Annotated in this window: 17 protein-coding genes and 1 riboswitch; of the genes, 3 read left to right on the top strand and 14 right to left on the bottom strand. The window is 57.5% G+C overall.

The window, feature by feature from the left end:
• Positions 1-17: 17 nt before the first annotated feature.
• The 8 genes from folP to AC2FH0_RS05245 form a co-directional block, all read right to left on the bottom strand.
• On the bottom strand, positions 18-1,016 hold the full coding sequence (folP, locus tag AC2FH0_RS05210; RefSeq protein ID WP_142634513.1) for a dihydropteroate synthase: 999 nt from the start codon (positions 1,014-1,016) through the stop codon (positions 18-20).
• Positions 1,013-1,933, bottom strand: coding sequence for a dihydroneopterin aldolase (locus AC2FH0_RS05215; protein WP_496788737.1), 921 nt, complete (start codon positions 1,931-1,933; stop codon positions 1,013-1,015). Before AC2FH0_RS05215 ends, folP begins: the two co-directional genes overlap by 4 nt.
• Positions 1,934-2,033: 100 nt before the next feature.
• Positions 2,034-3,362, bottom strand: coding sequence for a multicopper oxidase family protein (locus AC2FH0_RS05220; RefSeq protein ID WP_496788739.1), 1,329 nt, complete (start codon positions 3,360-3,362; stop codon positions 2,034-2,036).
• Between the two features lie 116 nt (positions 3,363-3,478).
• Complete coding sequence (locus AC2FH0_RS05225) at positions 3,479-4,153, bottom strand: cell wall hydrolase (RefSeq protein ID WP_271946407.1); 675 nt, start codon at positions 4,151-4,153, stop codon at positions 3,479-3,481.
• 153 nt (positions 4,154-4,306) lie between these two features.
• Positions 4,307-6,868 carry a putative PEP-binding protein gene (locus tag AC2FH0_RS05230; protein WP_282021365.1) on the bottom strand — a complete coding sequence of 854 codons (2,562 nt, stop codon included), beginning with the start codon at positions 6,866-6,868 and terminating at the stop codon, positions 4,307-4,309.
• A gap of 36 nt (positions 6,869-6,904) precedes the next feature.
• On the bottom strand, positions 6,905-9,145 hold the full coding sequence (gene glyS, locus AC2FH0_RS05235; RefSeq protein WP_271946404.1) for a glycine--tRNA ligase subunit beta: 2,241 nt from the start codon (positions 9,143-9,145) through the stop codon (positions 6,905-6,907).
• Between the two features lie 9 nt (positions 9,146-9,154).
• Positions 9,155-10,357 carry a sodium/glutamate symporter gene (gltS, locus tag AC2FH0_RS05240; protein WP_496687541.1) on the bottom strand — a complete coding sequence of 401 codons (1,203 nt, stop codon included), beginning with the start codon at positions 10,355-10,357 and terminating at the stop codon, positions 9,155-9,157.
• Positions 10,354-10,881 (bottom strand): DUF6446 family protein, encoded by a 528-nt coding sequence (locus AC2FH0_RS05245; protein WP_496690757.1) that lies wholly within the window; start codon positions 10,879-10,881, stop codon positions 10,354-10,356. The genes gltS and AC2FH0_RS05245 overlap by 4 nt, the downstream gene beginning before the upstream one ends.
• 92 nt (positions 10,882-10,973) lie before the next feature.
• On the opposite strand from AC2FH0_RS05245, the gene AC2FH0_RS05250 reads away from it, so the two are divergent.
• Positions 10,974-11,606, top strand: a complete 633-nt coding sequence (locus AC2FH0_RS05250; RefSeq protein WP_496690758.1) for a MarC family protein — start codon at positions 10,974-10,976, stop codon at positions 11,604-11,606.
• Positions 11,607-11,614: 8 nt separating this feature from the next.
• Here the strand turns inward: AC2FH0_RS05250 and AC2FH0_RS05255 are convergent, their stop codons facing one another.
• A complete protein-coding gene (locus AC2FH0_RS05255) occupies positions 11,615-12,544 on the bottom strand; it encodes a glycine--tRNA ligase subunit alpha (RefSeq protein ID WP_496690759.1) in 930 nt (309 codons plus the stop codon).
• Positions 12,545-12,748: 204 nt separating this feature from the next.
• Here AC2FH0_RS05255 and AC2FH0_RS05260 point away from each other — a divergent pair, with 204 nt between their 5' ends.
• Positions 12,749-14,485 (top strand): serine protease, encoded by a 1,737-nt coding sequence (locus tag AC2FH0_RS05260; protein ID WP_496788740.1) that lies wholly within the window; start codon positions 12,749-12,751, stop codon positions 14,483-14,485.
• A 45-nt stretch (positions 14,486-14,530) separates the two neighbouring features.
• On the opposite strand, the gene AC2FH0_RS05265 is transcribed toward AC2FH0_RS05260, so the two are convergent.
• The 5 genes from AC2FH0_RS05265 to metZ all read right to left on the bottom strand — a co-directional run bounded on the left by AC2FH0_RS05265 (position 14,531) and on the right by metZ (position 21,115).
• Complete coding sequence (locus AC2FH0_RS05265; protein WP_496788741.1) at positions 14,531-16,114, bottom strand: thiamine pyrophosphate-binding protein; 1,584 nt, start codon at positions 16,112-16,114, stop codon at positions 14,531-14,533.
• Positions 16,114-17,562 carry a TrkH family potassium uptake protein gene (locus AC2FH0_RS05270; protein ID WP_142634535.1) on the bottom strand — a complete coding sequence of 483 codons (1,449 nt, stop codon included), beginning with the start codon at positions 17,560-17,562 and terminating at the stop codon, positions 16,114-16,116. The genes AC2FH0_RS05265 and AC2FH0_RS05270 overlap by 1 nt, the downstream gene beginning before the upstream one ends.
• A 50-nt stretch (positions 17,563-17,612) precedes the next feature.
• Positions 17,613-18,374, bottom strand: coding sequence for a hypothetical protein (locus AC2FH0_RS05275; RefSeq protein ID WP_496690762.1), 762 nt, complete (start codon positions 18,372-18,374; stop codon positions 17,613-17,615).
• Between the two features lie 275 nt (positions 18,375-18,649).
• Complete coding sequence (gene folE2, locus AC2FH0_RS05280) at positions 18,650-19,753, bottom strand: GTP cyclohydrolase FolE2 (protein ID WP_496678170.1); 1,104 nt, start codon at positions 19,751-19,753, stop codon at positions 18,650-18,652.
• Between the two features lie 171 nt (positions 19,754-19,924).
• Positions 19,925-21,115 carry an O-succinylhomoserine sulfhydrylase gene (gene metZ / locus AC2FH0_RS05285; protein WP_496788742.1) on the bottom strand — a complete coding sequence of 397 codons (1,191 nt, stop codon included), beginning with the start codon at positions 21,113-21,115 and terminating at the stop codon, positions 19,925-19,927.
• A 62-nt stretch (positions 21,116-21,177) separates the two neighbouring features.
• A riboswitch (SAM riboswitch) is annotated at positions 21,178-21,255 on the bottom strand.
• Positions 21,256-21,385: 130 nt separating this feature from the next.
• Here metZ and AC2FH0_RS05290 point away from each other — a divergent pair.
• Positions 21,386-22,075, top strand: a complete 690-nt coding sequence (locus AC2FH0_RS05290) for a glutathione S-transferase N-terminal domain-containing protein (RefSeq protein WP_271946383.1) — start codon at positions 21,386-21,388, stop codon at positions 22,073-22,075.
• Positions 22,076-22,101 lie beyond the last annotated feature (26 nt).

Below are 22,101 nucleotides of genomic sequence, written 5' to 3' on the forward strand. Positions count from 1 at the left end.
TGCTTGTTGTGACCGGATTACCGGACGGCGGCCCATAGACGCAAGGCCTGAGCGGTTTCAGCGACGTCATGAACACGCAGGATCTGCACACCCTGTGCCAATCCGGCCAGCCCCACGGCGATGGATCCCGGCGCACGCGCGTCTTTGCGGGGCTCTTTGCCTATCTGCCCGATAAACCCCTTTCGGGATACGCCCAGCAGGATCGGACACCCCAAACAGTGAAACAGGCTGAGATTCTGCAGAAGGATAAGATTGTGCTTTTCGGTTTTGCCAAATCCTATGCCAGGGTCGATAATGATCTGGTCCCGGCTCATGCCGAGGTCTTCAAGAAAACCAACCTGCCCATGTAGGAAGTCATAAACATCCAGCAAAACACTGTCGTAAGTCGGGTCGTCCTGCATCGAACCGGGATCGCCCTGCATGTGCATCACGCAGACAGGGGCCCCAACCTGGGCACAGAACGGCGCAAGGTCCGGGTCGAAGGTAAAGCCCGAGACGTCATTGATCAGCCCTGCCCCGGCTTTCCAGGCGGCTTTGGCGACGGCGGCTTTGCGGGTGTCTATGGAAATCAGCGCATCGGTGGCCGATCTGATCGCTTTGATCAGCGGTTCGGTACGGGCGATTTCCTCGTCTTCAGGAACAAAACTTGCGCCGGGGCGTGTCGACTCGCCTCCGATATCAAGAATACTGGCGTCCTGCGCGACCATGTCCCGCGCCGCAGCCTGTGCCGCCTCGACCGAGTTATGCACCCCGCCATCCGAGAAACTGTCCGGCGTGGCATTGAGGATGCCCATGATCTGGGGCCGATCCATCGCAACGCCAGAAATAGCGGCCCGTGGACGTGTCAGCCGATCCAGCACATCGCCGGGAACCTGCGCAGCCGGGAGGATGCGCGCGGCTGCGGTCCGGCTGAGGCGTTCGACATGGGTGAACCACAGCCCCTGACCGGCCAAGGCGACCGCCCCCTCGGGGCGCGCCTCACCATGCTGAACCAAAGGGCGGTAGTAAGCAGTCACAGGGTCGCCTGATCCACCGGCACAGCGCGCAGCGGAATCTGCGGCGAGTCCGGCAGGGCGCCTCCGAAAACCAACAGCTCACTTGCTTCGAAAGTCGCGGCAAACCATGCCGCCAAAGCGACCGCGTCAGAGGGTGCGGCAGATGGCCCATCCACCGCATCAAGAACGATCTTGGACGGTGCCCAAACGCAAATCTGTCCGTTCTTCATGGCCCAATCCAATTCAGTCCGCGTGGAAACGACGACACAGCGCAGGTCACGCGCGGCCAATACCCAGGCGTTTTGCTCGATGGCTAAAAGGTCGATCCGGCGTTGTGTCATGGCGTGCCCAGTTTGTGAAACGGCCATCTCCGCCGCCCCAACGCATAGGATCAAGGGGCGTTTCCGATTCTCCAACTGGTCGATCCAACCGGTCAGATTGTCCGAAGCGATTGCTTCGTTTGACAGGAAGGCCAAACGCGGGTGCGGACGCTCTTCCTCGACCAGATCGTGGTGAGATGCATCTTTACCGCGCACGATCTCGACGCCCAAAGCGCCGGGTCCTCGGTCCAGCTTTTCTATTCTGACAAAAGCCCTTACGGCCTGAGGCTCAAGCAAAATTCTTTCCGCAATCCGATCTGCCAGAGTTTCCAGCAGGTTCAACCGCTCGGCTGACAGTTCAAAGGCGATAGCCTCGGTCACACGATCATATGACAAAATGCGATCAACATCGTCGTCAATCGGATCGGTCAAAGGGCGCACCTCGACAACGATATTAAAGCAAATGCGTTGCGTCGTTCCGCGCTCGGCCTGAAAAGCGCCAATTTCGACCTCGACAATATGGTCCCGCAGAGAAATGCGATCCAGAGGTCCCCGCGTGGCTGTCGCTTCGGACCGCTCGGAGGGGTGCGCAAAGGCAAGACGGATTTCAGAACTCATGCGGTTGACCCTTTGGGCTTGGTGGACTTTTCGGACCTATTTACACATTGCAGGCCCTATAACACTGCAACAAGCGCCATTCCAGTCTTCGAATGCGGCGTCAGCTGACGCGAAACCAGCTCATCATTCCCGATGCTGAATGACCCAGCATGTGGCAGTGTAACAACCAGTCGCCTGGATTGTCAGCAATCAGCGCGATTTTACGGGTCTGACCCCGCCCTATCAGTATCGTGTCGCGCCAGGGGCCCAGCGTGCCGTCATCCAGGATGATGCGGAAATGGTGCCCATGCAGGTGCATAGCGTGGGGAAACGCCGTTTCATTGACAAACTCAATCTGATGAGCACTTCCCAATCGCGCATCCAGAAACGGCTCATCCGGTCGATCAGAATAGCCATTCAATGCCCAAAACCTCCCGAGTTGGGCCAATTCACGGCCTGATAGCTCGGTCTCGCCCAAATTGGCGGAATCCAGCCAGCGCATGGCCCCGCCTTGCAGCGTCATGCGATGGATCAGTGCGTCGTCCAGCCGAACCTTAGGCATCTCATTTGCTGGCAAAGGGCGGATTCCAGTCCTGTTTGCCGCCGCCTGACCGGCCACCGCAAGCCGAACCAGACCGAAGCTGTCACCGCGTTCTTGACTTACAAGCCCGGCAATCTGACCCTCATCACTTTGCACATCCACGATCAGATCCATCCGCTGAGCAGGTGCAAGCGGGACGTTCCCGGAAACCGGCAAAGGGTCAACCAGAGGCATTCCATCCAAAGCGACGATCCAACCTGTCAGACCATCAAGCCCCAGATCGAATATCCTGGCATTTGCCGCATTGATCAGCCGCAGCCTCAGGCGCGCGCCGCGCGCCACTGCATATTCTGGATCAAACTGGCCATTAACTGTGACGAGATTACCCAAACGCCCGGCGTGGCTGAGGTCGTGCTGGTTATCAAAATCTTCTACGATCTGCCCGGTTTCCGGGGTCAACCGCCAGTCGTCCAGGACAAGGGTCAAATCCTGATCCACATCAGGCAGATTATCTTCTTCGACAATCAATGGGCCGTAGAGGCCACGCGCAACCTGCTCCATGGATCGGTTATGGGCATGATACCAATATGTTCCCGCATCCGGGACCACAAAGTCATAGGTAAAACTGTGGCCAGGCTGAACAGCGTCCTGCGTCAGACCCGGGACTCCGTCCATTGCATTGACAATCCGAATGCCATGCCAGTGGATCGTAGCGGGTTGGGGTAAATCGTTTACCAATCTGCGCCGGACGCTTTGCCCTTTGCGCAGGCGAATTTCTGAACCGGGCACATTTCCACCAAAGGACCAAACCGAGGTCTCGGGGTACCCGTCAGGGGCCAGCTGTCGGGAGACGATCTGGGCAACCAAATCATCTATTGCGGCATGCACTGCCTTGGGCAACAGCAACATTGCTGTACCGGATTGCAAAATCTGTCTGCGTGATAACACCAATACGGGCCTCCTGGACCCGCAATCTAAACCGATTTTCGTCCCGCGCCAGTAGGGTTCCAGCGCGGGTGCGTCAATCAGTTACTCGCCGTCTGATAGTTGTGACGGTAGAAAATATGGACACCGATACGCGCGGTTTCCTTGTAGACCTTGGCCCAAGACGGGCGCACTGCAGTCGTGTGATAATGCGTAGCCCCTTCGGTGAGCTTTTTGGCAGCCCCGTCGATGGCTGTACGCGCGACTTTCGCTACACGCTCATAGGCCTTCTTTTCACGGATCACTTCCTCTTGACCGTCACAGGTATAGGTGAACTGGCACTGGTATTTCTTACCTGTGCCCTGATTGATCACACCACACAGCGTGTCGGGAAAGCGGCTGCTGGCAACACGGTTGAGGATTACTTCCGCCACAGCAAACTGACCGCGCACGCCTTCGCCGCGCGCTTCAAAGTACAACGCCTCGGCCAGGCACTTGAACTGTTCGCCTCCGGTGGCGGTGGGTTGCTCGTCCAACCAGCTCTTGGAGTAGGACACTTCTTTCGGCTCAGGCTCCTGTCGGGGCTTGAACAAATTCAGATAATCGCGAAAATTCTGACCGGGCAGTTCGCTACGGGCGACCAGCTCACGTTTCGCAGTATCGGTTGCTTCCCTCTCAGCGAAGGACACACTAGGCAGCATGGTTGTCGCCATAACGGCAACAGCCAGAATATATCTTAGCATCAGATAACCTCGCACAGGCACATTCTGCGCCATACCCTCCCCCGGCGGGCGCGATGAGGCTCATACCGAATTGAATCGGAAACGTCCAGATCAGAAGAAGATGCAAGTGGAAAATCGCCGTAACGTCAAAATAAGTTGACGACGGCTACCTTCTTTTCCCACTAATCCTTGGGTCGGCCGTTACTGTCAACCCCCAAGTCTGGACGAAATCGCCAGTTGAGCGGCAGCCAGCCGAGCGACAGGTACCCGGAAGGGTGAACATGACACATAGTCGAACCCCAAATCCCGACAAATTGCGATTGATTCGGGGTTTCCGCCATGTTCACCACAGACCGACAGGGTCACGTCCGGCTGAACCCGGCGTCCGCGTTCAGACCCCAGCTTCAGCAATTCCCCTACACCATCGGGATCTAGCACGTGGAACGGGTCCTCGGCGAAAACACCCTGACGCACATAAGCAGACATGAAACGACCAGCATCATCACGAGACAATCCGTAGGTCATTTGGGTCAAATCATTGGTGCCGAAGCTAAGGAACGCAGTTTGTGGAGCGATTTCGTCCGCCCGCAGGCAGGCACGCGGCGTTTCCACCATGACCCCCAGCCGATATTCGAACTCTTGCCCTCGTTCAGCGGCTACCGACGCCGCAACCGTGTCTATCCGAGATTTGACAAGCTCAACCTCGCGCTTGGCCGAAACCAGCGGTATCATCACCTCGGGGACCACCAGAGCGCCCTCTTTGCTGGCCTCAAGCGTCGCCTCAAAGATTGCCCGGGCCTGCATATCATAGATTTCCGGCACCGTGATGCCCAGCCTGACGCCGCGCAATCCCAACATCGGATTATATTCGGTCATCTCAGCGACACGGCGTTCCACATCCGAAACCGGCAGATCAAGTGCCTCTGCTAATTCACGCTGGCCACTGCGAGTCGTGGGCAGGAACTCATGCAACGGCGGATCGAACAGGCGGATACAGACCGGTTGACCTTCCATAATTCGAAAGAGTTGCACGAAATCTGCGCGTTGCATCGGAAGCAGACGTTCCAGAACCGCCGCACGACCGGAAGAGGTTTGGGCAAAGATCATTTCGCGCATCACGATCAGGCGGCCGGGATCAAAGAACATATGTTCCGTCCGGCACAGGCCGATCCCTTGTGCCGAAAAGTTCCGAGCGGTCTGCGCATCCGCAGGCGTATCGGCATTGGCGCGGATCTCAATATCACGTTCGGCGTCTGCCCAGCTCATAAGCGTCTGAAAACAATCGTCTAACGCCGCCTCAAGCATCGCGGGCTGCCCCGCCAGAACCTGCCCCGAAGTTCCGTCTATCGTCAGCTTGTCGCCCGTTTTGAAAACGCGGCCATCCTGAGCTGTCAACATCTTCTCTTTGGTCTGAAACCGCATTTCAGAGGCGCCAACGATGCAAGGCAGGCCCAAGCCGCGACCGATCACGGCCGCATGGCTGGTCATCCCACCCTTTTCGGTCAGAACAGCCACTGCGGCGTGCATTCCCCGGACATCTTCCGGGGACGTCTCTCGGCGCACCAGAATACAGGGCTCGCCCCGCGCGGCACTGGCCTGCGCCTCGGCCGCAGTAAACACAAGCTTTCCGGTTGCCGCCCCTGGACTGGCTGCAATGCCTGTGGTCAGCACATCGCGGCGCGCGTCGGGGTGAACCTGCCGGTGCAGCAACTCGTTCAGAGAATGCGGATCGACCCGCATCACCGCCTCTTGCTGAGGAATGATGCCATCCTCGGCCAACCGAACGGCAATCCGCATGGCAGCACGGGCACTGCGCTGCACGCGCACACCGTCCAGAATGTGAACGTGCCCATTTTCGATGACGAATTCGACCTGCATTTCCTCACGCAGCTTTTCGCGCATGATTGCAGCATGTGCCTTGAGTTCCGCGAATGCCTTGGGCGCAACTTCCTCAAGCGACTTACCGCGCGGATCCTTTTCCAGATACAGCGCCGCGACCCCCTCGCCCAACGCGTCCCGCCCCTGGCTTTGGCTGAGGTAACGACCGGTTATCTGCTGCAGCCCTGTTGTCGGATCAATCAGTTGCAGAACGCCGGACCCGCATTCACCCTGCCCCACACCCGGGACCATCTCCTGAATGACCAGGCCCAGACCTGCATCCGCTGGCGCACCTTTTGCCTGGCGTAACAGCCGGGCTGAGGTTCCATCCCAAGCCCGCGCCATCGAACGCAGAACCGCGACCAGCTGCTCACCACGATCCTGTGGGAAGGGCTCGTCGGTCTCATCCTCATAGGCCCGCAACGACTGGCGCAAACCTTCCAGCCCATCGGCCTCGATGTCGTCAAACACATCCGCATCCAGACGCGCCACATGAATGGCATAGCTTTGAACAAAGCGCAGCGACAGTGCAGCCGCGGCCTCGTTCCCCATCTCGTCTGACAGATCCACATAGCGCGCATCATTCATACCGATGTTGAGGATTGCCCCAGGCCCGCCCCAATCGGGGTCCTCGGAACTTGGACGAACACATAGCAGCGCCGCCTCGTCGAACTGTTCGAGAATGGCCGCAATGTCGGGCACCTGCCCGTCGGCGATCCGCTGCACTGCATCAAAGGACAATGCAACCGTTCGTGGTACGGGAAAATCCAGCCGAACCAGGCGCTGCAGGCATTTCGCGCGCCCGCCATGAGTATTCGCCGCTACGGGCGCTTCGGCTGTGATCAGAGTGGTATGCGGATTATTCTGCACTGCGGCACCTTTTGATTTCACCGCAGCATAAGCCCCTGCGCCCTTGGCGCAAGGGCGTTATCCTTCGATCCGGGTCAGATCGGCGACGCTGGAACAGACCTTGCGGATCTGGCTTAGCAGGTTCAGACGGTTGCGGCGCAGGATGTCATTGTCGGTATTGACCTGCACATCCTCAAAGAACGCATCCACCGGCCCGCGCAGCGCGGACATAGCCGTCATCGCGGCCGGGAAATCTTCGGACGCCAGCGCTGTGCCGATCTGTGCCTGAGCCTGATCCAATGCTGCAAACAGCGCTTTCTCGCTGTCTGTTTCGGCAAATTTCACATCTGCACCATAGGAGTATTCCACCCCATCCTTCTCTTCCGCCTGAGACAGGATATTGTTGGCCCGCTTGAACCCCTGCACGAGGTTTTCCCCATCCTCGGTCGCGATCACCGCATTCAGCGCGCGCGCACGTTTGACCAGCAGGTTGAGGTCGTCATTCCCCTCCATCGCGATGCAGGCGTCGATGATGTCGTGGCGGATGCCCTCGTCGCGGAGGAAGGTTTTGAGGCGGTCGTGGAAGAACGAGAGGAGGTCGCGAGTTGTGGCATGGTCACGCACGATCCACTCTTTGAGGTTTTCTTGAAGATTGGATTGAAGGTCAGCAAAGAAGTCTTTCACACCTTCTTTGGGTAAGCCTTCAAGCCCAAATCGTTTGAGGGTATCTGCATCCGCCTGAATTTGGTTTCTAAAGATTTTTTCAAGATGCTCTAGTTCTCTGTCGGTTCCGCATTTCTTAACGCATTTCCAAGCTGTCGAAAGAAATCCAAATCGAAGATTATTCTCCAGAACCAACCGAATAACCCCCAACGCCGCCCGGCGCAGGGCAAACGGGTCTTTCGACCCGGTCGGTTTCTCATCAATCGCCCAGAACCCAGTCAGCGTGTCCAGCTTATCGGCTAGCGCCACGGTCACTGAAAGCGGTGCTGTTGGCACATCGTCAGACGGACCCAGAGGCGAATAATGCTCCTGCGCCACGGCGGCGACAGCGGCGTCTTCACCTGCGGCTTCGATGTAATAGCGCCCCATAAGCCCCTGAAGTTCGGGGAATTCATAGACCATTTCCGAGCTCAGGTCGGCTTTGGCCAGACGCGCGGCTTTCTCGGCCTGATCTGCGTCCGCTCCGACCACTGGGGCCAGTTCGCGGGCTAGTGCTGCGATGCGGTCGATCCGTTCCGCCTGTGTGCCCAGTTTGTTGTGGAAGGTCACGTTCTCTAATGCGCGGGTCCATTGGGTCATATCCGACTTGGCAACGCGCAGGTCATTCTCCCAAAAGAACTTGGCATCCGCCAGACGGGCCGACAGCACCTTCTGGTTCCCCGCCAGAATGGTCGCGCCATTATCGGCGGTCTCGCGGTTGGCGACGGTGATAAAGCGTTCAATCCGGCCGGTTTTGGGGTTCTTCACAGAAAAGAATTTCTGGTGTTCCTTCATCGAGGTCTGCAGCACCTCGGGCGGCAGTTCCAGGAATTCCTCGTCGATCTGCCCCATGAGCACCACGGGCCATTCGACCAGCCCGGCGACCTCGGCCAGCAGGCCCTTGTCATCGACCACTTCCAGACCGGCGGCAAACGCCATGTTCTGCGCGTCGTTCCAGATGTGTTCGGCGCGTTCCTCAGGCGATAGCACAACAAAGGCGCGTTTCAGCTTGGCGGCATAATCCTCGAACGACGTGACAGAAAACCGGTTCGGGGCCATAAAACGGTGGCCCTCGGTCGTGTCGCCGGATTTGATCCCTTCGACCTCAAGAGGCACGACCTGCGCGCCTGCCTCATCGCTGAGGAGGCACAGGATCGAATGCAGCGGACGTACCCAGCGCATCGGTCCACTGCCCCAGCGCATCGACTTGGGCCAGGGGAAGTTCCTAATGGTCGCCTCAAGCACGTCGGCCACGATATCAGCCGCCGGGCGACCAGGCTTTTCGATCATCGCGAAATAGACCGCACCTTTGGGCGTTTCACGCTCTTCCAACTGATCGCGGGTCAGGCCGGCGCCGCGCAGGAAGCCTTCGATGGCCTTATCGGGTGCGCCCACTTTCGGGCCTTTGCGTTCCTCGCGGATGGACGGGCTTTCGGCCAGCAAGCCTTCGACCGCCAAAGTCAGACGACGGGGCGTGGTCAGAGAGGCGGCCCCGGCATAGGTCAGACCGGCCTCGACCAGACCATCGGTGATCCGCTTTTTCAGGTCTTCACCGGCACGGGTTTGCATGCGTGCAGGGATTTCCTCGGAAAACAGTTCGATCAGCAGGTCGGGCATAGTCGGTCCTTAGAAATTGACGATCGTCTGGATGACGATGGCATTAGCGATATCCACAAAAAAGGCGGATACAAGGGGCAGTACGATAAAGGCAATAGGTGAAGGGCCATATCGCTTGGTTACAGCGGTCATATTGGCAATGGCGGTCGGAGTTGCGCCCAGCGCAAACCCACCGAACCCGGCGGCCAGAACTGCAGCGCGATATCCTGACCCCATCACCGGAAACAACACGTAGATAACGAAGATTACCGTAAAGGCGGTTTGTGCCGCCAGTACGACCAAAATGGTCACACCAAGTTCCGCAATCGTCCACAACTGCAGGCTCATCAGCGACATGGCCAGAAAGGTACCCAACGCAAGCTCTGAAACCAGCCCAAGCGCGGATGTGCGGCTGACGGGAACTGCATTTGGCCGCAACCAGCTGCGCAGGTTGCCGATCAAAATGGCAATGATCAGACAAGGTACAAACAGGGGAAGTTTCAGGCCGGCCTCTGCGATCAGGACATTCACACCGTAGCCAACGATAATGGCAAGATGGAGGTACAGCATGACCCGCATCAGTCCAAGCGGCGTAATATCGGGATAACGCTGTTCTTCGGTTGCGACACCAACTGTCAGTTCTTCGTTGGGGCGGTCGGGGGTCAGATTATAGCGTTCGACAAGATACTTGGCCACAGGACCGCCAACCACCGCGGCCAACACCAGACCCAATGTCGCCACTGCGACCCCCAACTCGGTCGCGCCTTCCAACCCAGTTACGGCACCAACGTCCGGCGCCCATGCAATGGCGGTTCCATGCCCTCCGATCAGGGCAGCTGATCCGAATAACACTCCGGATTGGGCAGGAAAGCCAAATGCAACCGCCCCGACGGCACCAATGCCGTTTTGCATGATGATGGTGATCAGTGTCAGAACCAACAGCAAGAACAGAGGTTTGCCGCCGGTAAGCAGATCCAGGAACCGGGCATTCAGGCCGATTGCCGCAAAAAACAGCACCAGCATGTAATCCCGCGTGGCCATCTCAAAATCGAATGAGATGCCTGTGGCCATGTATAATCCCAACATCACCAGCGCTGCGACCAACCCGCCGCTGACCGGTTCGGGTATGTTGAAGCGCTGAAGCAGCTTCACCTGCGTGTTCAACTCCGCCCCCAAAAGATATACAGCCAGACCCAACGTGGCGGCGATCATATCCGGGATGAGATAAGTCATTGCCCCGTTTCCGGTTGCTGCGGGCATTCCTCTCCGACGACCGTGCCGTCATAGGCCTTTTCCCCGCAGTTGTTCAGCGCGTGCCAAACATAGCCTTTTCCATCCTGGGTTACAGCGACGATCCGGTCCACGCCAAAGTGTATATTCTTAGCCCCGATAAAGGCCTGCGCCTGACCGGTCTGCAACGCGTTGGCAATCTCGATGGCATCGTAGCACTCAAACCATCCGGGCGCCGTCAACGGTTCGGGGTCATTGGCGGTCTGATAACCAGCCAGATCTGCTGGCGTCAGGTCAGTTTCAAAGCAGGCGCGGTATCGAATCGGAGAGCTGTCCGCATCAATCGCCTGAAAGTCCGTATAGGCGATGGTCTCGGGCTCATCTGCGCCGATTGCTAGCAAACGGACATCCTGTCCCGGCTTTGAGACCACTTCATAATAAAAGCCGTAAACTTGGAGATAGTACATGGCCCCACCAGCTAGAACAGCCGACCCAAGAAGGAGAATAGCAAGTAGTTTTCCGGTCATCGTTCGAGCATCCTATTCACGTGGCCTCTTTCATTGAGGTCAAAAATGGGCCAGTTTCCAACCTGATACAGGCTGACATTAGGGTAATGAAAATGGACACGACTCTCGCCGCAGGTTTTTTCGGCGCGCTTTTTGCGATCATGAACCCGATCACCAACTTGCCCGTTTTTCTGAGCGTGACTGATGGTCTGACCCCCGCAGATCAACGCAAGGTTGCGGTGAAAACCGTCACCTACTGTCTGATCCTGGGCGGTGCTTTTGCAGCCATTGGCAGCAAGACATTGGGACTGTTCGGCATCAGCGTCAATGATCTGCGCGTTGCGGGCGGTCTTGTTGTCCTGATGATCGGCCTGAACATGCTGAGCGGCACCGAGAGCACGGCGCATCACGGAACCGAAGGCGAAAAGAAATCTTATCCCGAGCCCGACACCGTCGCCTTTTATCCGTTGGCCTTTCCCATCCTCGTTGGGCCTGGCACAATCACAACGTTGATCCTCTATGCACATCAAATGTCCAAACCTATGGACGTCATACTCTATGCGGGCGTTTTTCTGGCAGTGCTGTTTTTGCTGTTCGTCACATTCTGGAACGCCGCGGCGCTGTCCAAGCGGCTTTCGGACAACGCTCGGGTGATCATGAGCCGCTTTATGGGTATGATCCTGTCTGCCATCGCAATCAGCATGATCGCGGACGGACTTAAAGTTCTGCTTCCCGGTTTGGCGTAACTGCCGCATCAGACCTCGTACCCGGCGGCATCGGTCTGAACGAAGGCGTCGGCGCATTGCTTTGCCAAGGTCCGCACGCGCCCAATATAGGCCTGCCGTTCCGTCACCGAGATCACGCCACGCGCATCCAACAGGTTAAAGATATGTGATGCCTTGATGCACTGATCATAGGCCGGGTGCGCCATTACGATACGCTTACCGGTTTTTGGATCGTCATGCTCTTGCGCCAGAATATTGGCGCATTCGGACTCGGCCTCTTCGAAATGGCGCAGTAGGACTTCGGTGTTGGCCACGTCAAAGTTCCAGCGGGCATATTCTTCTTCGGTCTGCTTGAATATGTCACCATAGGTCAGCGGGCTGGGTGACTGCGGATCGTTGAAGGGCATGTCCATCACGTGATCAACACCCAGCACATACATCGCCAGCCGCTCCAACCCATAGGTCAATTCACCTGAAACCGGCGCGCAGTCATGGCCTCCGACCTGTTGGAAATAGGTGAACTGGCTGACTTCCATGCCGTCGCACCAGACCTCCCAGCCCAGGCCCCAGGCGCCCAGCGTTGGGCTTTCCCAGTCATCCTCGACAAACCGGATGTCATGCAGGTCCATGTCGATGCCGATTGCCTCAAGGCTGCCCAGATACAACGCCTGCAGGTCCGGCGGGCTAGGCTTGATCAACACCTGATACTGGTAATAGTGCTGCAAGCGATTGGGGTTCTCGCCATAACGCCCATCTGTTGGGCGGCGCGAGGGTTGCACATAAGCTGCGGCCCAGGACTTGGACCCCAAAGCGCGCAAAGTAGTCGCTGGATGGAATGTCCCTGCCCCGACCTCCATGTCATAGGGCTGCAGAATGGCGCAGCCTTTTGACGCCCAATAGGTCTGAAGGCGCAGGATGATCTCCTGAAAAGAGCGAGGTGCGTTGGACTTAACGGTCATCACATTCCCTTTGGACGCCATTGCGCCCTGTTCCGGTGGGTTTTGCCCTTCCTATGCAAGGGGCCAAGGGGCGTCAACGGGACAGTGTGCCCGGGAAGCCACTGAGCGGCCAAACTGGAAATTCCCCGTATTCCAGGCATGGTGTTTCAACCCGCATATCGCGTACTCTTCATCGCAGAAAAACACCGCGGACACAGGCACACAATGAGACGCATATTAACGGTAATTTCAGTTCTTTTCCTTTTCGGCGTGCGAGCATCATTTGCGCAGCAAGACGGAGGTGTTTGGGTCCAGGTCGAGGCGCAGCCTTCGCTGCGTGAAGCCCAGGAACGCGCACAAACCTATTCTGGCGCGTTGCCAGACGTAAATGGATTTCGCCTGAATTCGGGCTGGTATGCCATTGTGATCGGCCCGTATCTGCGCGGCGATGCCGAGCAAGTTCTGCGGGTGTACCGCGCAGAGGGGCAAATTCCAGCCGACAGCTTTATCGCCTTCTCGAACACACTGGGGCAGCAGTTCTGGCCGGTCAGTGCGAATACTCAGGACCAGGCCGCTGTGACAGCGCCGGTCGCATCTGAACCGGAACAACCAGTGGCCGAGGCAACCCCGCAAATTGCCGATGAAACCAGATCACAGGCGCTGCAAAGCGAACGATTGCTGAGCGCGCAGGAGCGTATGGGCCTTCAAACCGCACTTCAGGCAGCCGGTTTCTACAATTCGACGATTGACGGTGCCTTTGGTCAGGGGACACGCCGCTCGATGGGCGACTGGCAAAGTTTCAACGGATACGAGGCGACCGGGGTTTTGACCACGGCACAGCGCAAGGCCTTGATGGATGACTATAACGCGCCATTAATCAGCGCGGGAATGCAGCTCTACACAGACCCACAGGCAGGTATCGAGATGGCCATGCCGCTGGGTGTTGTTGCATTCGACCGTTACGAGGCCCCCTTCGTGCATTTCAACGGCTCGACCGACCTGAATGCTCAGGCCCTGCTGATCAGTCAGGATGGCACCAAAGCAACCCTGCGGGCCCTTTTTGAAGTCATGCAGTCGCTGGAAATCGTTCCGCTTGAAGGCCCTCGCCAGCTGCGCGGTGACAGCTTTACGCTGGAAGGTCGCGGCAATGACATTGTATCCTATACCGAGGCCAAGCTGAAAGATGGTCAGATTAAAGGTTTTACCCTGGTCTGGCCCGAAGGGGACGAGGCGCGCCGTACCCGCGTTCTTGCCGCCATGAAAGCGGGCTTTAGCACCACTGATGCGGTTCTTGACGCCGCCGCCGGATCGGACGCTGCTCAAAGCATTGATCTTGTATCCGGCCTGCAGGTTCGCAAACCGCGCCTGTCACGCTCGGGGTTCTTTGCGGATGCCAAAGGCACCGTCCTGACCGTGACCGAGGCGGCAGATAGCTGCTCGCGGATCACGCTGGACGGCGCGCACGAGCTTGAGGTCGCCTCGACCGATCCCAATCTCGGCATCGCCGTTCTGCGGCCAAGCCGCGACCTTTCCCCGATCAGCGTGGCCGAGTTCAGCAGCACCAAGCCGCGGATTCAGTCCGAGGTTGCGGTCTCCGGATTCTCGTATCAGGGCGTATTGGGCGGTCCGACGCTATCATATGGGCAGATCGCCGACCTGCGCGGCCTGAACGGTGAGGATGGCGTGAAGCGTCTGGCGCTGGCCACCCAACCCGGCGATGCAGGAGGCCCCGTGTTTGACGGCAACGGTCAGGTGGTCGGGATGCTTTTGCCGACCCCGACGGATGGGCGGACCCTGCCCGCCTCGGTCAGCCTGTCTGCCAATACAGAGAGCCTGAACAAGGCGCTGAGCAAGGCTGGGCTGGCAGGTCAATCCAGCGCCACCGCCGCCACGCAGGTCTCACCCAATGAGCTTAGCCGCCGGGCAAATGGGATGACTGTTCTGGTACAATGCTGGGATTGAGTTCGTAAAATCGCGCATTAACGCCGCCCATCCGGGCGGCGTTTTTTATTCTGCGCGCCATATGTCCGGAGTGATCCGGATCAATGTCGGCCCCTTAGCGGTAAACGCTTTTCGCACCGCAGACTGCATGTCTTCCAGTGTTGAGGGCGCGGCAGACAAGGCGCCGAATGCCTCGGCCAGTTTGCAAAAGTCAGGGTTACGCGCAACGACAGCATTCGGGGCGATCTGACTGCCCACCATGCTGTCTTCGATCTCTTTCAGCTTGCCATTGTCCCAAAGAATGATCGGCAGGGGCAAACCCAGCTCTACCGCCACGCCCAATTCCATCATCGTGTAGTGAAAGCCATAATCCCCAGCAATCACAGCAGTCGGCCTGCCCGGCCGCGCGATAGCGCCACCTATTCCAGCCGGCAACGCATAGCCCAGCGTGCCAAAGCCGTTCGGGTGGTGCCAATGATAGGGGAAAGGCATTTCCCACACCCCCTTGGCAACATAGGCGAACTGGGTCATGTCCGAATACACCATCACATCCGCTGGCATTGCCTTACGCAAGGCATCCAACACCGGGACAATTCCGGGCCGTTCTGCGTCAATCTCGGCGCGCCATTTACTGCGGGCTTCGGAGACCTCATCCGAGGACCAGCCATTTGCCGGTTTGACATGGTCAATAGACGCCCACATCGCGTGGGCAAAGCTTTCGCCATCCGCCTGCAACTTGACCGAGGCCCGATGATGGTCCGACAGGACCTGAGGGTCCAGATCAATGCGGATCATATTGGCCGTATGCCCCAGCGCATCGCGCCACAGATCGACCTCACCCAGCTCGGCTCCGACGACCACCACAAGATCGGCGGAGGCGATGATCTGGGCGCTTTCGGGGCGAGACAAGGCAGCGCCAAAATCCAACGCATAATCCAACCCCACCATTCCACGCCCCGCATAGGTGGTGAAACAGGCCGCTCCGATCTGTGTCAGAATCTGCCGCCACAGGTTTGATCTTGCACCGCCTCCCAGAATGAACAGCGGCCTGCGCGCGATGTTCAGCATCGACAAGACCGGCGCGACGTCCGGCGGCAGAGCCTTTGTCCGCAAACCCGGCTGGTTCGGGAATGGGGCTGGGTCAGCCTGTGCCTTAAGTTGCGAAATCGGCACCTGTATGTGCTTGGGTCTGGGGCGGCTCAACGCGAACTCTTCGAAAGCACGTTCAACCAGGCCATAGGCGGCCGAAGCTGTATTAGCCTGCAACGACCAATCCGCGACCGTTTCTCCGGCGGCACGTTGATCCTTCATCTGATGAAGCTGTCCCTGCAGCGCCTGATCATCATCAAGGCAGGAGGACAGCACCAGCATTGGCACCGAATCCGAATACCCCTGCCCCATGGGTGTCATGATGTTGCACAGCCCAGGCCCTGTGATCACATAGGCCACGCCAGGATTGCCGCTTGCCCGCGCATATCCGTCCGCCATGAAACCGGCCCCCTGCTCGTGACGCGCAAGAACATGGGTGATGCCGGCTTCTTCGATCCCGCGATACATCTCTTGATTATGGACGCCGGGGATACCAAAAATCACATCAACACCCCGATCCCGGAGCATGTGCGAGATTTGAGCGCCAAGTGGTCTTTTCATCAACTTCTCCAGAAATGGACTGTGAACAGCGCATAGACCGCGAGCAGTTCAAGCCGACCGACCAGCATCCCCGCAGATAGTAACCATTTGGCTGTATCGCTGAGCCCGCTGAAATTACCCGCTGGTCCGATCTGATCCCCAAGGCCCGGACCAACATTGGCCAACGCTGTTGCTGCACCCGAGACAGAGGTAATGAAATCCAGCCCGGTCAGCGCCAGCGCCCATGCCAGAAAACCCAAAGACAATACGAAGAACATGAAAAAGCTCATGACCGAAGTCAGGACATCCGTTCCGATGGGACGCCCGTCATAGAGAGGCATGAACACCCCATGCGGTGAACGGATACGCCGGATTTGAGTTTTGATGGATGCAAACAGCAGTTGATAGCGGAAAATCTTGATCGAACAGGCAGTTGATCCCGCACACCCTCCGATCAGGCCAATCAGGAAGAACACCATGATCGGAAAACTGCCCCAACCCATATAATCGACGCTGGCATATCCGGTACCTGAAATGATCGATGTGATGTTGAACAGCGATTCCCGCACCGCCTGCTCCCAGTGATGCGGAAAGACAGAGGTCAAAAACACCGCCATGACGGCTACAAGAATCAGGATCGTGGCCAAAAACGCCCGAATCTGACTGTCGCGGAACAGGGAGCCGGTGCTGCCATTGGCAAACTGAACATAACGCACAAATGGCAGGGCAGCGAGGATCATGAAAATCGACGCCGCATATTCCGCCGGACCCGAGAAGGTACCGAACGATGCATCATAGTTTGAAAACCCACCGGTCGAGATTGTGGTCATAGAATGAACCACGGCGTCAAAAAAGCTCATGCCAAGACCGGTGTAAACAAGCGCGCAGACCACGGTCAGGAACACGTAGATCAGGGAAATCTGGCCTGCGATTTCTTGCGCCCGCGGCAGGATCTTACCCATGGTTTCGAAACCTTCCGAACGGAAGATCTGCATTCCTCCGACCCGAAGCTCGGGCAGAAAAACCATTGCAACAACGATGATCCCGATACCGCCCAGCCATTGCAGCACACCGCGCCACAAAAGCAACCCCTGCGGCAGCCCGTCGAGCCCGGAAATCACGGTCGATCCCGTGGTCGTAAGGCCAGACATGGCCTCGAAATAGGCATCTACAAAGCGCAGCTCGGTTTCCCCGAACAGGAAAGGAATTGCCCCAAATAAAGGCAAAGCCACCCAAACGCCGGTCGTGAGCAGAAAGGTCTGGCGGATCGTCAACCCTTCGCCAACGCCATTTGAGCAGCTCATAGAAAGGACAGCGCCGGTCAGAATGGTAATAACGCTGCTTTCAAGGAAAACATGCCATTCGCCGCGGCCCTCGATAAGGTCCGCAAGCATGGGCAACATCATGGTCGCCCCAAGAATGGCGACCAACAGGCCAATCACATATCCTACCGGGCGCATGTCCGTCATGAGGCGCAGCGTTGGCGCGCCTGCACGACTGTGTCAAGCGGATGTCCCGATTACTTTTCGGTTTTGCCGCTCGAGACGGGCATCACGGGCGGTTTCGAAGGCGCGCGTGACCGGCGTGCAGCTGCCGCCTGTCCCGCCTGTGTCTTCGACGCGGCCGGATTTGCGGGTGCAGGTTTGGCGGTTGCGACCCGATCTGCCTTCACCTTGGACGCTACGGGTTTAACAGCTGCGGTTTTTGCAACAGCAGCGTCGATCGCAGCGGCGGGAGCAGCAGATTTTACCACTGCAGGCCTAACTGCAGCAGGTTTAGCGGCTTCTACTTTGGGCGTTTCAGATTTGGCAGTTACGGTTTTGGTAACAGCAGGCTTTGCCGTAGCGGCTTTGGGGGCAGCGGGCCTAGCTGCGACTTTTGGGGCTGCGGCTTTTGCCACTGCAGGTTTTGCCGCGGATTTGGTCTGTGCCTTTTTCGCACCCCCCGACGCTCTGGCTTTTGTCACAGGTTTCGCCAGGGCGGGCTTGGGCGATTCGGCCTTTGCCTTGACTTCTACCTTTTTCTGGACGGCCACTTTGACCTTTGCCGCAGGTTGCGGATCAGCATTGACCACAGGCATCGCCTGAGATTTGAACTCAGGTGCCTTCACGTCAGCAACAGTCTTTTCGGAGGCGACACGCAGGGCCTGAACCTGGGCGAAGGGCAGTTCAATCGCAGAGTTAGTCAGAATTTGCATGATTTTCAAATGGTTGGTCATTGCCTCACCGGCAAATCGAATTGCTGCTGCCTGAAATTCAAATGGCTGGGTAAACGGGTTCATGAGGTTGTTCTCCTGTGAAAGTGATGCAACCCGCGAATGAGTAAAGAACCCTGCCCGCCCTGACTAAACGGGCGGATTACGTTGCCTTGCAGTCCTTGGCGTCGCACGTGCCGGCTTCCTGATTGAGTGAAATGATCACCAGAACAGTGACCACGAGATGGCTGCATTCAAGGATAGTTTACAGCAAGAACTTCGCGCTTGCAGCATTTATCGCTGCAATGCGGCGAAATTTCACCGCATCGACACTTAATCAAGGTTTTACAAAAGTTTAGCGCCTATCCGACGTGAAACAATGTCGTAAACAGTCTCGGATCCAGGCTAGAGGACACAAAGGTCGGGCCCTCAGTCAGAACAGAAACGGCATCATGGCTGTGCAGGCTTTCTTGATGGCTGGCGATCACGCGGAAATCGCCGATATGATGGTCGGCCAAAAGTTCGGCACAAAACAGGCGTGCCGCGTCTTCGACAAAAATCGGGTTTGCGGCGTTCAGCTCGGCAAATGCCTGCTCATCTTCACGTTTGACCATGACCTGCGTCTCGGTCGGCACCGCCCTGCGACACAGCGCAATCAGATCTTCGAACCAGAGGCAATCGGCATCGCAATCGACCGCAACCGATATCCGCGCAACCGAGCGCTGCGAATGCGGCGTCGCCAGTTGCCCTCGTGTAGACCGCGCATGCTCGCTGAGCTCCAGAGAACATGGGCACGTCGAGGAATACACATAATCCAGATGCATGATCTTTTGGCGCACGCCATTCTGTTCAACCAGTTCCAGCGCGATATCGTAATATTGATAGCCTTCCAGACCCGAACGCAGGCTTTGAGTCCTGTCCGGGTAAGAGAACCGCATCTGGATACGTGCGTCAAAGCTGTCCAGATCGGTCATATAGTCGTTCAGCGCAGCCTCGATCACCTCAAAGCTGAACGTGCGCTCAGCATGTTTGTAGAACGAACGCATGATACGGGACATGTTGATGCCCTTCTTTTCCGCATCAAGGCTGACAGTGCCAGTCACTGAGGTCTCCAGCGTCAGGTCGTCGCCCTGCTTGCGGTGAAACCGGATCGGCAGGCGGAAATTCGATATGCCAACATGTTGAATCTGTTGCTTTGCCCCACGGATCAGGCTGGAAGGTCCATTCTGAAGGTCAGGCAACGAGGCGCGGTAGGCCTCATCCACAGCAAACCCCTCGGGGTAATGCCGCGACAGGGATGGGTAGTTGACCGGCAGGAGCCCCGGCACAAGCCGCGCGACAGCAGGATCAAGCTGACCGATATCTGCCTCGGTCGCGTTCTCGGCCCATTTCCGCAGGGTTTTCAACGCTGCCGCGGCCTCATCATTGTTGGGGGCGTCATCAATGTCACGGGGATACACGTTCATCGATCAGGGCTCCTCGGGTTGGTCGCCGGACTATATATATGTTCGACGCGATTTCCAGTCTAATGGTATACGCGCCGAAACACAGCCCGGATCGAAACTTCGTGATGGGCGCATCATGCGCACAAGTCACAAACCGTTTTCGAACTATGCCTAACAGTCCAGCAGACACCCCTATTGCTGAGAAACGTCCAATGCGCGCTTGATATCGGCAAGAAGATCATCGGCGTCTTCCAAACCTACCGAGAACCGGATGAGGCCCGGAGCAATGCCCAGCTCAACTTTTTGGTCGTCACTCAATCTTTGATGTGTGGTGGTTGCCGGGTGGGTCGCAATCGACTTGGCATCGCCCAGATTGTTCGAAATCACCGGAATCGTCAGGGCGTTAAGGAAGGAAAATGCCGCCTCTTTTCCGCCCTTGATATCCAACGACAGCACTGTCCCGCCTTTGCCGCCAAGCTGCGTTTGTATCAGATCATTCTGCGCATGAGACTTCAGACCGGGGTAAAGCGTCCGCTCCAACGCCGGATGGCCCTCTAGCGCCTCGGCAATCCTCTGGGCGGTTTCGGCCTGTGCGTTGACCCGCAAGGCCATGGTCTCAAGCCCTTTCAGCATGATCCACGCGTTGAAGGGGCTAAGCGCGCCTCCGGTGTGTTTCATATAGGGCTCGACCGTACCACGGATGAACTCTTTGGTGCCGATGATGACACCACCCAGGGCGCGGCCCTGCCCGTCAATATGCTTGGTCGCCGAGTAGACAACCACGTCAGCCCCCTGAGCGATCGCGCGCGAGAAAACTGGGGTCGAAAACACATTGTCCACGATGACCGTTGCACCAACCGCATGGGCCAGAAGGGAAACGGCTGAGATGTCGATGACCTCAAGCGTCGGGTTGGACATGGATTCGAAGAAAACCGCTTTGGTGTCCGGGCGGATCGCAGCCTCCCATGCGTCAAGATCGGTACCGTCCACAAAGGTCACTTCAACCCCGAACCGGGTCAGCACGTTTTCCAGAATATACAGGCACGACCCGAACAGAGCCTTGGCAGAAACAACGTGGTCACCGGCTTGCAACATCGAAGTCAGTGCCGCATTCACCGCAGCCATTCCAGAGGCGGTGGCAAAAGCGTCTTCGCCCCCTTCCAGAACCGCGATACGCTGTTCGAACATCGAAACTGTCGGGTTGCCATACCGAGCGTAAATGAACTCATCAGGGCCGGTTTCGATGAACCGCGCCTCGGCCTGCTCGGCAGTATCATAGACAAATCCCTGGGTCAGAAAGATCGCCTCGCTCACTTCGTTGTATTGACTGCGGCGGGTGCCGCCATGGACGGCTTGTGTGCGTTTGTTCCAGCTCTCGCTCATGTCATTCCTTTCAGCCCCGCTTGGGAGGCAAACAAAAAACCCCAGACGCGGCCAAGCGAAAGGGGTCTTTCATCCTGACCTTTTAGCGGTGTTGTTTAACGTGGCCCGCAATCCGGTAACAAATCGCCACTTGATGAGGATGCATTTACGCCCCGTCCCAGATCACGTCAAGACCGGCTGCACCAAGGTCACGCTTTCGTAACACACCTGCGCGCCCTCTTGCCGAACGCGCTGAAACCTCCATGATCGCGTCCAGTTTGAGGAGATGACATGATCGATCTATATTTCTGGCCCACGCCCAACGGCTGGAAAGTGTCCATCGCTTTGGAAGAGATGGAGCTGCCCTATAAAACCCACCTGATCAACATCGGCCAAGGCGACCAGTTCGACCCCGAGTTCCTTAAGATCGCCCCCAATAACCGGATGCCCGCGATCGTCGATCCGAACGGACCCGGAGGGACGCCGGTATCTGTATTCGAAAGCGGCGCGATCCTGATGTATCTCGCCCGAAAAACCGGACGCTTCTATGGTGAAACTGAACGTGACCGGATCGCTGTCGAAGAATGGCTGATGTGGCAGATGGGCGGCATCGGCCCGATGGCGGGACAAGCACACCATTTCCTGAAATACGCACCTCAGCTGGACCCGCCGCAAGACCTGCCCTACCCCAAGGATCGCTACCGTGCCGAAGTCGGACGTCTTTACGGCGTTCTGGATCGCAGGCTGGCCGAGAACGAATATGTGGCCGGCAATTTCTATTCCATCGCCGACATGTCGATCTGGGGCTGGGCGAGCTTGTGGGAAGGGCAACAACAGGTGTTGGAAAACAAGCCTCACTTTACCCGCTGGTTGGAAACCGTAAGCTCTCGCCGCGGTGTGCAAGCGGGCCGCGCCTTGCATGCCGAGTTGCGCGGAGATCACCGTGACAGGCAATCGCAGGGCGTTTTGTTTAAACGATAAGCGAGGGTATTGTTTACACGGTATGT

Source organism: Ruegeria sp. CDSC051, assembly GCF_059610665.1.

Excerpts from the sequence above, each read along its gene's own strand:
- AC2FH0_RS05215 (WP_496788737.1), bottom strand. The coding sequence starts at position 1,933 with ATGAGTTCTGAAATCCGTCTTGCCTTTGCGCACCCCTCCGAGCGGTCC.
- AC2FH0_RS05220 (WP_496788739.1), bottom strand. The coding sequence starts at position 3,362 with ATGTTGCTGTTGCCCAAGGCAGTGCATGCCGCAATAGATGATTTGGTT.
- AC2FH0_RS05225 (WP_271946407.1), bottom strand. The coding sequence starts at position 4,153 with ATGGCGCAGAATGTGCCTGTGCGAGGTTATCTGATGCTAAGATATATT.
- glyS (WP_271946404.1), bottom strand. The coding sequence starts at position 9,145 with ATGCCCGACCTGCTGATCGAACTGTTTTCCGAGGAAATCCCTGCACGC.
- gltS (WP_496687541.1), bottom strand. The coding sequence starts at position 10,357 with ATGACTTATCTCATCCCGGATATGATCGCCGCCACGTTGGGTCTGGCT.
- AC2FH0_RS05245 (WP_496690757.1), bottom strand. The coding sequence starts at position 10,881 with ATGACCGGAAAACTACTTGCTATTCTCCTTCTTGGGTCGGCTGTTCTA.
- AC2FH0_RS05250 (WP_496690758.1), top strand. The coding sequence starts at position 10,974 with ATGGACACGACTCTCGCCGCAGGTTTTTTCGGCGCGCTTTTTGCGATC.
- AC2FH0_RS05255 (WP_496690759.1), bottom strand. The coding sequence starts at position 12,544 with ATGACCGTTAAGTCCAACGCACCTCGCTCTTTTCAGGAGATCATCCTG.
- AC2FH0_RS05260 (WP_496788740.1), top strand. The coding sequence starts at position 12,749 with ATGAGACGCATATTAACGGTAATTTCAGTTCTTTTCCTTTTCGGCGTG.
- AC2FH0_RS05265 (WP_496788741.1), bottom strand. The coding sequence starts at position 16,114 with ATGAAAAGACCACTTGGCGCTCAAATCTCGCACATGCTCCGGGATCGG.
- AC2FH0_RS05270 (WP_142634535.1), bottom strand. The coding sequence starts at position 17,562 with ATGACGGACATGCGCCCGGTAGGATATGTGATTGGCCTGTTGGTCGCC.
- AC2FH0_RS05275 (WP_496690762.1), bottom strand. The coding sequence starts at position 18,374 with ATGAACCCGTTTACCCAGCCATTTGAATTTCAGGCAGCAGCAATTCGA.
- folE2 (WP_496678170.1), bottom strand. The coding sequence starts at position 19,753 with ATGAACGTGTATCCCCGTGACATTGATGACGCCCCCAACAATGATGAG.
- metZ (WP_496788742.1), bottom strand. The coding sequence starts at position 21,115 with ATGAGCGAGAGCTGGAACAAACGCACACAAGCCGTCCATGGCGGCACC.
- AC2FH0_RS05290 (WP_271946383.1), top strand. The coding sequence starts at position 21,386 with ATGATCGATCTATATTTCTGGCCCACGCCCAACGGCTGGAAAGTGTCC.